The organism is Pseudomonas sp. BN606, assembly GCF_029873115.1.
In the GTDB taxonomy this organism is placed as follows: domain Bacteria; phylum Pseudomonadota; class Gammaproteobacteria; order Pseudomonadales; family Pseudomonadaceae; genus Metapseudomonas.
In genome coordinates, this window is sequence record NZ_SSOF01000062.1 from 1 (window position 1) to 12973 (window position 12973).

General features: G+C 57.7%; 7 protein-coding genes, 1 tRNA gene and 1 pseudogene. 2 read left to right on the forward strand and 7 right to left on the reverse strand.

The genetic code is table 11. From position 1 onward, the window contains the following. Positions 1–62 precede the first annotated feature (62 nt). Together E8E75_RS10905 and E8E75_RS10910 are read left to right on the forward strand one after the other, a co-directional pair. Positions 63–1218 (forward strand): annotated as a pseudogene (locus E8E75_RS10905) (IS3 family transposase). A gap of 138 nt (positions 1219–1356) precedes the next feature. Continuing rightward, positions 1357–1596 (forward strand): HNH endonuclease signature motif containing protein, encoded by a 240-nt coding sequence (locus E8E75_RS10910; protein WP_280358749.1) that lies wholly within the window; start codon positions 1357–1359, stop codon positions 1594–1596. 117 nt (positions 1597–1713) lie between these two features. Here E8E75_RS10910 and E8E75_RS10915 read toward each other — a convergent pair whose 3' ends face one another. The 7 genes from E8E75_RS10915 to dnaG form a co-directional block, all read right to left on the reverse strand. Further along, positions 1714–2364 carry an RloB family protein gene (locus tag E8E75_RS10915; protein WP_153920424.1) on the reverse strand — a complete coding sequence of 217 codons (651 nt, stop codon included), beginning with the start codon at positions 2362–2364 and terminating at the stop codon, positions 1714–1716. Then, positions 2364–3683: an ATP-binding protein gene (locus tag E8E75_RS10920; protein WP_153920426.1), complete on the reverse strand. Its 1320-nt coding sequence runs from the start codon at positions 3681–3683 to the stop codon at positions 2364–2366. Before E8E75_RS10920 ends, E8E75_RS10915 begins: the two co-directional genes overlap by 1 nt. A 429-nt stretch (positions 3684–4112) precedes the next feature. After that, positions 4113–4883, reverse strand: a complete 771-nt coding sequence (locus E8E75_RS10925) for an NERD domain-containing protein (RefSeq protein WP_153920428.1) — start codon at positions 4881–4883, stop codon at positions 4113–4115. 206 nt (positions 4884–5089) lie between these two features. Next, a tRNA-Ile gene (locus E8E75_RS10930) sits at positions 5090–5166 on the reverse strand. Positions 5167–5181: 15 nt separating this feature from the next. Then, positions 5182–8919 carry a bifunctional diguanylate cyclase/phosphodiesterase gene (locus E8E75_RS10935; RefSeq protein ID WP_153920430.1) on the reverse strand — a complete coding sequence of 1246 codons (3738 nt, stop codon included), beginning with the start codon at positions 8917–8919 and terminating at the stop codon, positions 5182–5184. A 138-nt stretch (positions 8920–9057) separates the two neighbouring features. Further along, positions 9058–10911, reverse strand: a complete 1854-nt coding sequence (rpoD, locus tag E8E75_RS10940) for an RNA polymerase sigma factor RpoD (protein WP_120653330.1) — start codon at positions 10909–10911, stop codon at positions 9058–9060. A gap of 67 nt (positions 10912–10978) precedes the next feature. Beyond that, positions 10979–12967 (reverse strand): DNA primase, encoded by a 1989-nt coding sequence (dnaG, locus tag E8E75_RS10945; RefSeq protein WP_153920432.1) that lies wholly within the window; start codon positions 12965–12967, stop codon positions 10979–10981. Positions 12968–12973 lie beyond the last annotated feature (6 nt).

A 12973-nucleotide genomic window follows, 5' to 3' on the forward strand; every position in this document is an offset into this window, starting at 1 on the left:
GGGTTCTACCCCGTTAGCACGGACACTTTCGAGTAAGCTCACGCTGAGCTGAAGGAGTGTTCATGTCCAAGCGCAAGAGATACAGCCCCGAGTTCAAGCGGGAAGCCATCGAGCTGGTTCGTCGTTCAGGGGCGAGCTGCCGACAGGTTGCCCTGGAGATTGGTGTTGCTCCGAACCTGCTCACCCGCTGGGTTAGAGAGTCGCAGCCAGGCGTAGAAAAGGCGTTTCCAGGAACCGGAAGTCCGCGAGATGAGGAGCTTGCCCGCCTCAAGCGTGAGTTGGCTCGGGTGACCAAGGAACGTGATTTTTTAAGAGACGCGGCAGCGTACTTTGCCAGGGAGTCATCGAGCGGTACTCGGTGATCCAGCGCTGCCGCAACGAGTACCCGGTACGACTGATGTGCCGTTGCCTGAAGGTTTCTGCCAGCGGCTATTACGACTGGCAGGATCGCGAACCAAGTCCACGCGCTCAAGAGAATGCGCGCCTAGTAAGGCGCATTCGGGAGATTCATGAGGACAGCCGTGGTGTGATCGGCGCTCCTCGTATGCGTGAGGATCTGCTCGACGAAGGTGAAACCGTCAGCCTGAACCGCGTTGCTCGCCTGATGTCCGCAGAGAGGATTCAAGGATGGCCACGTCGGAAGAAGCGCGGCCTTGGTCGAGTAGCCTCTGGTCGTCCAGCTGGCGTGAAAAATCTACTGGAGCGCGACTTCACCGCCGTGGAGCCGGAGCGCAAGTGGGTCACCGACATCACGGAAGTCGCCACCCTGGAGGGCAAACTGTTCTGTGCGTGGTGCTCGACCTGTACAGCAAGCTGGTGATTGGCTGGTCGATGCATCACCGTCAGGATCGGCAGATGGTGATCCGAGCGGTGGAAATGGCCATCTGGCAACGCCAGGGCGATTGGTCAGTAATCCTGCATTCGGATCGTGGCAGCCAGTTCACCAGTGCGGATTACCAGCGCTTTCTGACTCGCAACACGCTGGTTTGTAGCATGAGTGCCGTCGGGCATTGTGGCGATAACGCTGCCTGTGAAGGCTTCTTTGGCCTGCTCAAACGGGAGCGTGTTGCCCATCAAGCGTATCGAACGCGCGATGAAGCACGGGCGGATCTATTCGACTACATCGAGCGGTTTCATAACCCACGAATGCGTCGTAGAGTCGCCCGGCAAGATTTGAAGTTTTCAGCCCTTTTCAAACCGTCCGTGGAAATGGGGTAGAACCCTCTTGCTGAGCAGAAGGCTAAAGAGGCCCTCTCTCTCAGTGATGAGGAGGTGGAGCTAAGGGCAAGGCGTACAGGGCGGACTAAGGTGGGGCAGAGGGCTGCTACGGTGCAGCAGCACCAGCGCTCCCCCTATGTGGCAGAACATGCCAAGCGGCGTGCAAAGGGGCATTGTGAGCTTTGTAAGCAGCCTTCTCCTTTTGCTGACAAAGCAGGTCGCCCGTACCTAGAAACGCACCATATTGTCTGGCTGGCCAGAGGTGGCGCAGACACGATCGAAAATACGGTTGCGTTGTGCCCCAACTGTCACAAGCGCATGCACATTGTAGAGTGCATATATGACATACAGGCTTTGCAGCTTGCCGCGAGTAAATGACCCAAGCCGGCCAAGAGCGGGCAATCGACCTGAGAATAAATCTGCCCGCGTACTGAAACTTGTCATAAAAAAGATGGCTATTTAAGTGCGTTCCTAGCTTTTAATGGAATATAGAGCTTATCCCGTAAAATTATCTATGGCTTCAAGCAGCGCTGGCATGTCGGTATATGGATTAAGTTGATGCGGCTTAGTAATCCCAGGTGCGGCGGCTGCTAAAGTTTGAGCATTGATTGCGATCGCTCTCGCTCGGGCTTCAGCGACGTCACCTTTTACAATGTGATAGATATCACGAGAACCTTTTTCATAGTCCTTTCCGGTCTCCCTGCGAACGTGAGCTTTGAGAGCGCTTTTCGCAATCAGGTCGTTGAAGCAACTGTACGGTGCGTTTGAATTTTGAAAGTGTAGCAATAGCCAATACTCAAAGCACACATTAGAAAGGGCGATGTTAATTTCATGTTTTTTGGCTCGAATGTAAGCCTGATCATGAAGAGCGTCGGGGTACTTGTTGACGGATTCACGATCATAGACAACCCAATAAGAATCGCCTGATGGATTTTTACCGCTTTCCTTATCTTTTATAGCCTCCTCAACAAGCTGTACGGGGGTGTTTTTAGTAGTGTCTTCAATGCGTATTACGCTTCGAAGCTTCTTATCAGTTTGGCTATTAATATATGCTTGGATGTAGTTTGGTTCTGTTTTTTCTCCTTCGCAGTAAACGTGCATCTTCCTTGGTACAGGTTTAGTGTTCTTGGGGCGCGGCTTTGGCATTATTCTTCTTCCTCATCCCCAGTGGAGTTATTTTTGACTGATTCGTTTAAGTTCAATCTTTCGATCAGTTCTTTGGATATTTTTTCAAAATCAATAGATGGAATCGCTCCGAACCTTCCCTCTGCGTACCAAGCCCCATATGGGCTGGAGGGAGTTACCGTGCTTTTGTCAAACTCATCTAGGGAGTATAGTTTTGATGCGCCACCGCTCTTTTTGGTAAACCAAATTTGATCTCGGCGCATAAGGCCGGGGCTCATTAGCTCAAGATTATGGGTGGTAAAAATTAACTGCGCGTCATTTTTGTTAAGCTCAGGGCAGTTAAATATTTTTATGAGAAGTTCTGCGATGTGCGGATGAAAGCTATTTTCGAGTTCATCGATCAATAGTGTGCTGCCCATTTTCAATGAGCTCAGCATTACTGGGAGCATTTTAAAAAGTTGTTGCGTACCTTCAGACTCTTCATCTTTTTCAAGTGCGACGCTTGAACCTTCTCCGGTATCGTGATGAAACATGAAGTTATAGCGGTTTTCCTTGATTATTTGCTCTCTAATCTCCGACGGTATGCCGTCTGGAAAGTTGACTGGACTGAAGTCCATATCCTCTCTTGTGATTTTTGAGACCCCGGTGTCTATGTGTCTCAAAAAGCTTGCGGTTAGCTCAAGTGCACCATCAAGTTCATAAATGTCAGATAGGGAGACTTCATTGTTAAGTCCCCATACTAATATACTTCTGAAATATTTATAAACTTTCCTTATCATGCTGGGTGCGGCAGCGTTGTTGCCAGCCTTGGAAAGGTATAGATTGTTTTTGAAGAATGGGATCTTTTTCATGCCGCCTTTGTAGTGGCCGCCGAACGAGATAGTTTCCCAGGTATCCCCAGGCTTTCGCGTAAATATATTTGCGCGCTGCCGGGAAGGATAAAAGTCTAAGCTTTCCGATAGTACTTCGTGTCTATTAAAGCTTACTGCATAAATATATCTGCGATCACCAGGAATGATGAATTCAATTTCAAATTCTACTGGCGCGTCTTTATGTTCATCCGAGAACAGGAAAGGTTCGTAGCAGGGGATTTTTCTATCTTCTTTGAAGCTATCCGATTCAATAATTATCCAGCGTAGTGCTCTAACAGCAAGTAGTACATTGGATTTACCAGACGCGTTAGCGCCATAAATTACGGCTGACCTGAGTACGCCGATACCATCATCTAGTGGGTAACTGATGTTGCTCAGCAGGTTGGATTTGGGCTGATCCGCGTGCAGGCTCAGCACTGTTTCGTCTCTGAACGACCTGAAATTCTTGAAGCTGAAATCGACGATCATGATCGCCCAATCCTTTACTGGTGAACATTTTCTGCAATTTACCAGAAAAACGTCATGAGTAAGGGATTGTTGTAGTTTTTATGGGGGCGTTCGGTTCAACGGCAGGCAAATAACCGGCATTGGGAGCCTGGAGAGCAGCTCCATAGCGTTCGCGGTCGTGTCTCGTGTGTGGGGGGATTGAGCTAAACGGGGTGGTGCGAAAAGGCATGAGGAAAAGGGGAACAGATTTATTTACAAGCCAATTTGTTTGCTCCTGGCCGGCTTCAGTCTGTTGTGTTCGGCGAGCGTTGGTGGGAATTCATGCGCTGTGAGGCGCAGGCGATCCTTCTCGCATTTCCTTATAGTCGGAAAGCGGCGTATTTCGTGCTCTTATGACGATTTATGCACATTTGGCGCGCCAGATTGATCGGCCTGTTGGGGCTTTCGTGTTTAGAGGCTCTGCATGGTTCGGCATTTAGGAAAGGTGGAGCAGCCCCCAAATTGCTGCCCTGCTTTCGGGCCAGATTTCACGGTGCGAATCAGCAGTGGGCTCCCGCATTTCGGGCATTTTCGTTCAGCTGTGGGATCGCTTCGAAGCTTGAGATTTTGCACGTGCGCGCGGTGTGTAGCGAGGGTGGGTGCGCGACGGCCGGTTTGTAGGGTCTGTCGCATTCCGTGAACCTCAGCCTCGCTAAACACGGGCTGCTGGAATGACTTGATATAGCGGATAAAACCGATGCCCCGGGTTACGTTGGCTGGTACTTCGGTTTTGAAGGTGCTGCCACCGACAAAGGTGATTACCGAGTGCAGGTGCTCGGGGGTAGCTCCGAGGGTGGCTTCTAGGGCCTTAAGGTGCTTGTAGTTCTGTCGTAGTGGGTTCTGAAATTTGAAGCGCTGCTTGTAGATTTGCTGCGTCCACTGCGCCTGGTTCTCTCTACCAAAGATCCAGCCACTCATATTCTTGGTTTCCAGCACAAAGATGCCGTAAGGCGAGAGGAGCACGTGGTCGATCTGTGTCGTGCCGTCTGGCGTGTTCAGCGTGACGTTGTGTAGGCGGCGGTAAATTTGTTTATCCAGCTGAAAATGCGCAAACAACCGTACCAGCAGCTCGCCAATTTGGCCCTTAGCCCAAGGTGTTTTGAGTAGGCTGATCAGCAATAGCACAGGGATAAATGGGCTCAGCGTGCTCCAGAGCTGGGTGATGATAGGCGTGAAGTCCATTTCGCAGTCCTTAGGGCTATCTACCGCCAGGATCTTAGAGAAAGGTGCTGCGTAGGGGGAGGGGAGGGGCGTGAGGCGGTTGTACTGCCGTGTTGGAGCGGTTGCTGTGGTGGCCGCTTGCGAGGTGCCGTAATGGCGTTTGCCTACTATATGCCTACCAATAAAAAACGGGCTAGCGCGCAAGGCGTCTAACCCGTTGTTTTATATGGTGGGCCCACACGGACTCGAACCGTGGACCAAAGGATTATGAGTCCTCTGCTCTAACCGACTGAGCTATAGGCCCCAGAAGGCCGGCGGATTATACAGGCGCCTTTTGCTGGGCGCCAATCGCGGGCTGGGGGCTGAGGAATTTGCGGGCGAAAGTCTCGGCTGGCAGCGCTGCGCTGACGATAAAGCCTTGAATCTGTTCACATCCTTCGGCTGCGAGGAAGTGCTCCTGGGCCTTGGTTTCGACGCCTTCGGCGATGACGGTGAGTTGCATGCTGCGGCCGAGAGCGATGATGGCGCGGCTGATGGCAGCGTCATTGGGGTCGTCCGGCAGGCCACGTACGAACGACTTGTCGATCTTCAGCACATCCAACGGGAGGCGCTTGAGGTAGCTGAGTGAGGAGTAGCCGGTGCCGAAGTCGTCGATGGCCAGCTGCACGCCGAGGGTCTTGAGGCTGTGCAGCACACTGAGTGCTTCTTCTGCCTGGCTCATGATGAAGCTTTCGGTGATTTCCAGTTGCAGGCGCTGGGGCTCGAGTCCAAGTCCTTGGAGGAGCAGCCGCAAGCGTTCCATCAAGAGCGGTTGGCGCAATTGGGCGCCGGCGAGGTTCACCGAGAGTGGGCCGAACGGGGCATGGTCTTCCTGCCATTGCTGCATCTGCCTGCAGGCGTGTTCCAGCACCCAGTCGCCCAGCGGGAGGATCAGGCCGCACTCTTCAGCGAGGGGAATGAAGCGCTCCGGGGGAATCTCGCCGAATTGCGGGTGATACCAGCGCACCAGGGCTTCAGCGCCAACCAGTGTCTGGTGCTGGAGGCTGAACTTGGGCTGGTAGCTGAGGGACAATTCATTGCGTTCCAGCGCGCGGCGCAGTTCGGTCTCGAGGGCCATCCGCTCGGTCGCCTGGCTGGTGAGGTCGCGGGTGTAGAACTCGATGCGATTGCGGCCGCGGGCCTTGGCCCGGTACATGGCGGCGTCGGCATTCTTGACCACGGTGGCGACGTCGAGGCCGTGTTCGGGGAACAGGCTGATGCCAATGCTGGCACTCATGAAAAACTCGTGCTGGCCGGCAGGGATCGGCGCTTCGAAGCAGGCCAGCAGCTTGTTGGCTACGGTCTGCGCGTCGCTGGCATTGTGTAGGCCGGGCAGGAGAATGATGAATTCATCGCCGCCGAGGCGGGCCACGGTGTCGATGTCGCGCAGTTGTTCGCGAAGACGGGTGGCGATGCCCTTGAGCAGCAGGTCGCCCACGGGGTGGCCAAGGCTGTCGTTGATGTGTTTGAAGCGGTCCAGGTCAATGAACAGGACAGCGCCGTGGTGGTGCTCGGTGGCGGCGTCGGCCAGCGCCAGCTGCAGGCGGCTTTCGAACAGCAGGCGATTGGGTAGGCCGGTCAAGGAGTCGTGGTGGGCCTGGAAGTCGAGCCGTGCCTGGGCGTGCTTGAGTGGCGAGATATCGGCGAATACGCCGACGTAGTGGGTGACCTGCTGGTGGCGGTCGCGCACAGCGCTGATGGTGAGCCATTCGGGGTAGGGCTCACCGTTCCTGCGGCGGTTCCAGATTTCGCCCTGCCAGTGCCCCTCGCGCTCGAGCTGGTGCCACATTGCCGCGTAGAAAGCGCTGTCGTGCTGGCCGGAGGCGAGCATGCGCGGTGATTGGCCGAGAGCCTCGCTTTCGCTGTATCCGGTGATCTCGCTGAAGGCACGGTTGACGGCCGTGATGCGTTGTTCGGTGTCGGTGATCATCACGCCTTCGGCCGTACTTTCGAACACGGTGGCGGCTTGCAGCAGCTTTTCCTGCATTTGCTGGCGCTCGGTGACATCGCGGGCAATGGTCAGCATGCAGGGTTCGCCGCCAATAGGAATCGGCTGAGCGGAAAGCTCGCAGATTCGTATCTGGCCAGCCTTGGTGCGTACGGCGGTGGTGAAGTGATACAGGCTGCCCTGGTCGTGGATCGCCTGGATCATGAGCTTGCGGTCGGCCGGGTTGGCCCACAGGCCGAGCTCGAGGGTGGAGCGGTCGGCGATCTCGCGCTGGCTGTAGCCGGTGATCCGGGTGAAGCCATCGTTGGCTTCCAGCAGGCGCCCGTCGCTGATGCGGGTGATGAGCAGCCCGTCCGGCGAGGCGTGGAAGGCACTGGCGAATTTTTCTTCGGAGACTTGAAGCAGTTGCTGGGTTTCTTTGAGCTGGGTGACGTCGCGGACCACGACTACTAGCGCGGGGGTGTTGTCGAGGTCGATGTTCTGGGCAGAAATCAGCCCGATGAAGGTTTCGCCGTTGGCGCGGCGGAAGGGCATTTCCAGGTTGTGCAGCGGATTGCCCTGCTGCAGACGCTGGAGGAGCTTCGGACCAATGCCGGGAATGCCCCAGATATCGAGTTCGGTGGCGGTGCGACCAAGGGCCTCACTGGCCTTGAGTCCAATCTGCTGCTCGAAGGTCTGGTTGATCGCCAGGAGGCTGCCGTCAGTGCGTCGTGCGATGACGATGATGTCGGGGCAGTTGTGGAACACCGAGGCGAACTTCTGCTCGGAGAGTTGCAGCGCCTGTTCGGTCTGCTTGGTCTCGGTGATGTCGATCATCAGGCCGCGCATCATCTGTGTCTCACCGTGGGGGATGAGGGTGATGATGTCTCGCACCCAGAGCACTCGGCCGTCCGCGGCGATCATGCGGTAGTCGAGGCTGTGGTCGCGGCCGGCGATGGTTTCCGCTTCGCAGAAGGCATTGGCCCATCCAGCGTCGTCGGGGTGCAGGGTGCGGCGCCAGAACCCCTGTTCCAGCCAGTCGCTCAAGGGGTAGCCGAGCAAGCGTTCGGCATGGGGCGAGACGTAGGTGTAGCAGTAGTCTTCGACGCGCATCTCCCAGGCGATGGCATTGAGGCTTTCCACCAGGCCGCGATAGTGCTGTTCGCTGCTTCGCAGCTCATCCTGCAGGGCGGCGCGGCTGGTCATTTCATTGCTGAGACGGCGATTGACGCGCATGACGAATGCAAGCACACCGGCCAGCAGCAGCAGTGCCGGAAGGCCGTAGAGCAGGATGCGGTTCCAGTCGATGTGCTGGTAGAGGGCGTCGCCCACCCAGCGCTCCTGGATGGCAGCGGTTTCTTCCGGGGTGATCTCGGCGAATACCCGGTCGAGGATGCCGGCCAGCAGCGGATGGATCTTCGGTGTCGCCATGGCCAACTGGTAGCGATAGGGCGTTTCGCCGCTGATGCTGATGCCGTTCAGCTTGAGCTGGCGCAGGCTCCAGACGCTGGACGCGAGGTCGCCGACGAAGGCATCTACCTCACCGGTAGCCAGGGCCAGGAGCGCGGCGGCGACTGTGGGGTAGCCCTGCAAGCTCAGGTCGGGGTGCTGGTTACGCAGGAGTTCATGGGGGGCGTAATCGGATACGACCCCGACGCGCAGACCGTAGAGGTCCTGGATGTTCGAAGGCCGTGGGCCCTTGGTCTGGGACAGGATGGCGATGGGGAAGTCGAGGTATGGACGGGTGAAATTCAGGTACTGCTGGCGCTCCGGGGTGGACATGACGCCGGGCAGGATATCCAGCTCACCCTCGCGTGCTCGCTTGAGCACTTCTGCCCAACTGCTGGACTCGACCGGGGTGAGCTTCAGATTCAGCTTGCGGCGGATCAACTCGACATAGTCGGCAGCCAGGCCTTGGTGACGGCCGTGGGCGTCCCGGAATTCGAAGGGGGGCCAGGAGGTGTCTATGCCCAGTTGCAGCTCGCCGTGATTGTCGAGCCAGGCCTGTTCTTCCGGGGTGAGCGTCAGGGCGCCGGCCGGGAAGGTCCAGAGTGCCAGCCAGAACATCAGTAGGGCCCGCGCTCGCGCCATTGGCGGCCTCGTTCCTTGAAGGGATGTCAGACACGAAGTGTAGACGTGGCCGCTTGCCATCTGGAAGAGAAATGAGCGCGCTGAGCGCTGCTGCACGCAAATGAAAACCCCCGGACTGGCCGGGGGTTGTCGCATCGCTTATTCGTCGAGGAAGGAGCGCAGGTGCTCGCTTCGCGACGGGTGGCGAAGTTTGCGCAACGCCTTGGCTTCAATCTGGCGGATACGCTCACGGGTTACATCGAACTGCTTGCCGACTTCCTCAAGGGTGTGGTCGGTGTTCATGTCGATGCCGAAGCGCATGCGCAGGACCTTGGCTTCACGGGCAGTGAGGCCGGCCAGGACTTCGCGGGTCGCTTCCTTGAGGCTCTCCACTGTGGCTACATCGATCGGGGACTGCATGGTGCTGTCCTCGATGAAGTCGCCCAAATGAGAGTCTTCGTCGTCGCCAATCGGGGTTTCCATGGAGATCGGCTCTTTGGCGATCTTCAGTACCTTGCGGATCTTGTCCTCAGGCATCTCCATGCGCTCGCCAAGCTCTTCCGGAGTGGGCTCGCGGCCCATTTCCTGCAGCATCTGACGGGAGATGCGGTTGAGCTTGTTGATGGTCTCGATCATGTGCACCGGAATACGGATGGTGCGTGCCTGGTCGGCGATCGAGCGAGTGATCGCCTGACGGATCCACCAGGTGGCATAGGTCGAGAACTTGTAGCCGCGACGGTATTCGAACTTGTCCACCGCCTTCATCAGGCCGATGTTGCCTTCCTGAATCAGGTCGAGGAATTGCAGGCCGCGGTTGGTGTACTTCTTGGCGATGGAGATCACGAGACGCAGGTTGGCCTCGACCATCTCTTTCTTCGCCCGGCGAGCCTTGGCTTCGCCGATGGACATGCGACGGTTGACGTCCTTGATCTCGTTGACGGTCAGTTCGACCTCGTTCTCGAGATCCACCAGCTTCTGCTGGTTGCGCTTGATGTCGTCCACCAGCTTGCCGATGGCTTCGGCGTACTTGGCCTTGCCCTTGGCCAGGCCGTCGGCCCAGTCGAGGTCGACTTCGTTGCCCGGGAACAGGCGCAGGAAGTCGGCACGCGGCATACGGGCATCACGCACGCAGAGCTGCATGATGGCGCGTTCCTGGCCGCGGACGCGATCCAGGGCGCTGCGGACTTTTTCCACAAGGGCGTCGAACTGCTTCGGCACCAGCTTGATCGGCATGAAGAGCTCGGCCAGGGCCAGCAGCTCCTCGGTGGCCTGCTTGCTGTTGCGACCGTGCTTCTTCAGGGCCTTCTTGGCCTTTTCGAGCTGGTCGGAAACTGCGGTGAAGCGGCGCAGGGCTTCTTCCGGGTCAGGACCGCCGTCGCCTTCTTCCTCTGCGTCGTCGCCGTCGCCTTCTTCGTCTTCCTCGTCGTCCTTTTCCTTGGCCTTGGCGGAATCGTCCTTCAGCTCGACAGGCTCGACCTCTTCGGCCGGCAGGGTGCCGTCGTCCGGGTCGATATAGCCGCTGAGAACGTCGGACAGGCGACCACCTTCACTGGTGATGCGCTGATAGTCGGCGAGAATGCCGTCGACAGCGCCAGGGAAGTGGGCGATCGCGCTCATGACTTCGCGGATGCCTTCCTCGATGCGTTTGGCGATTTCGATCTCGCCTTCGCGGGTCAGCAGTTCCACGGTACCCATTTCACGCATGTACATGCGCACAGGGTCGGTAGTGCGGCCGATGTCGGTTTCCACCGCAGCGAGTGCGGCTGCGGCTTCTTCGGCTGCGGCTTCGTCGGTGTCGGCTTCGGCCAGCAACAGGGCATCCGCATCCGGAGCACTCTCGAATACGTTGATCCCCATGTCGTTGATCATGCGGATGATGTCTTCCACCTGTTCCGGATCGGAAATATCCTCCGGCAGGTGGTCGTTGACCTCCGCGTAAGTCAGGTATCCCTGCTCACGGCCACGGGCGATCAACTCTTTGAGGCGAGACTGCTGTTGCGCTTTTCCGGACATAGCACCCTATCCACTTAAGGTCTTGGCGGGCTGAAAACAAGCCGAGGATTATACCTGATCCGGGGCCTTACGCGCCAGTTGAGGTCGGAGTCAGGGGAGAAGTGTTGCGGTTGAGAAGATCGCGCAGCTGATCTTTTTCCTCTGCGCTGAGTTCGCTTTGCCGCGCTTTCCGCAGCAGATTTTCCAGGCGGCGTTCCCGCTGGCGAGCCGACAACCTAGTTATAGTGTCGAAAAACTGTTGTTCAAGGTTGTCTTCGGAAATCAGCCATTCCTTTTCCGCCAGAGCCCGTAACAGACGGCCCTGATCGGTACCGTGCCAGCGCGCTATCAGCTGCAGCGAACGAAGTTTCGGATTTTTCTGAACGGCTTCAACGAGCGACACCATGAGTTGGGCGTACGTGTCGTCTTCGGCTGCGAAGTGGCTGGCATCCTCGACCTTCTGCGCCAATGACGGATGGTGCAGCAAGGTGCGCAATGCCGTGAGGGTAGGGGATTCCACTTTCACCTCTGTGCGCGGCGGCCGCTTGAAATCATCGCGTCCCTGCTTGCTCCACTTCTTGCCGTCTTTTTTCCAATCGTCCTTTTTCCAGCCTTCCTTGCGCCGTTCGTCCTTCTGCCAATTTCCTGGTTGTGCGGCTGGCTGCTCGAAGTAGTGCGAATGGTCCGGCTCGTGTTGCTGGTCGTCGTAGCCCGCGAAGGATGCGTAGTACGCGTCGTCTGGATGGCTGAGACTCTCGCTGCTGACTGGCGCACTGCGGGCGAACTGGCCGAGTGCCTCGCCGTTGAGCCCGGTGATCTCGGCCAGCCGCTGGCGCATCAGGGCCTTGAGGTTGGCGCCTGGAATCCTCTCGATCAGTGGGGCGGCCAACGTAGCCAGGTGGGCCTTGCCTTCCAGGGAAGTGGGGTCGGCTTCCTGGGTCAGTTGCTGGAAGAAATAGTCCGCGAGCGGTTGCGCGTGCTGGTTGATTCGCGCCCTGAAGGCATCGGTGCCTTCCTTGCGGACCAGGCTATCCGGGTCTTCGCCCTCGGGCAGGAACAGGAAGCGCGCACGGCGTCCATCCTCAAGGCCGGACAGGGCTGCTTCCAGGGCGCGCCAGGCAGCCTTGCGCCCGGCTTGGTCGCCGTCGAAGCAGAAGAGAATGTTCGGCACCAGTCGGAACAGGCGGCGGATATGTTCTTCGCTGGTGGCTGTGCCCAGTGTTGCAACGGCATTACGCAGGCCCTGCTGGGCCAGGGCGATGACATCCATATAACCCTCGACGACCATGATTTCGTCGAGGTTGCGATTGTGCTTGCGTGCTTCGAACAGCCCGTAGAGCTCCTGGCTCTTATGGAAAACAGGGGTTTCCGGCGAGTTCAGGTATTTGGGCTTGTCGTCGCCAAGCACGCGCCCCCCGAAGGCGATGATGCGTCCACGGCTGTCGCGGATCGGAAATATCACGCGGTCGCGGAAGCGGTCGTAGCGCTTGCCCGAGTCGGCGTTCTCGATCAGTAGGCCGGCATCGATCATGTGCTTCTGCTGCAGGCTGTCGCCGCCCATGTGCTTGAGCAGGTTGTCCCAACCGGGCGGAGCGAAGCCGAGGGCAAAGTCGCGGGCTATTTCGCCGGTCAAGCCGCGCCCTTTCAGGTACTCGACGGCGGCCTTGCGAGTCGGATGCTGTTTCAGTGCGTGGCGGTAGTAATCGGATGCGGCGGTGAGCAGGGCGTAGAGCGGTGAATCGCTGGGCTGGCGCGGCCCACTGCTACGGCTGCCTTCTTCTCTTGGGACTTCCAGGCCTGCGCGCTTGGCCAGTTCCTCGACCGCCTGGGGGAATTCCAGGTGATCGTGATCCATGACGAAGCCGAGGGCATTGCCGCCGGCGCCGCAGCCGAAGCAGTAGTAGAACTGCTTGTCCGGGCTGACGCTGAAGGATGGTGTCTTTTCGTTATGGAATGGGCAGCGAGCAGTGTAGTTCTTGCCGGCCTTTTTCAGTTGCACGCGCGCGCCGACCACTTCGACTATGTCGGTGCGGTTCAGCAGGTCGTCGATGAAGCCTTGGGGGATCAGGCCGGCCATAGGGTG

Excerpts from the sequence above, each read along its gene's own strand:
- E8E75_RS10915 (WP_153920424.1), bottom strand. The coding sequence starts at position 2,364 with ATGCCAAAGCCGCGCCCCAAGAACACTAAACCTGTACCAAGGAAGATG.
- E8E75_RS10920 (WP_153920426.1), bottom strand. The coding sequence starts at position 3,683 with ATGATCGTCGATTTCAGCTTCAAGAATTTCAGGTCGTTCAGAGACGAA.
- E8E75_RS10925 (WP_153920428.1), bottom strand. The coding sequence starts at position 4,883 with ATGGACTTCACGCCTATCATCACCCAGCTCTGGAGCACGCTGAGCCCA.
- E8E75_RS10935 (WP_153920430.1), bottom strand. The coding sequence starts at position 8,919 with ATGGCGCGAGCGCGGGCCCTACTGATGTTCTGGCTGGCACTCTGGACC.
- rpoD (WP_120653330.1), bottom strand. The coding sequence starts at position 10,911 with ATGTCCGGAAAAGCGCAACAGCAGTCTCGCCTCAAAGAGTTGATCGCC.
- dnaG (WP_153920432.1), bottom strand. The coding sequence starts at position 12,967 with ATGGCCGGCCTGATCCCCCAAGGCTTCATCGACGACCTGCTGAACCGC.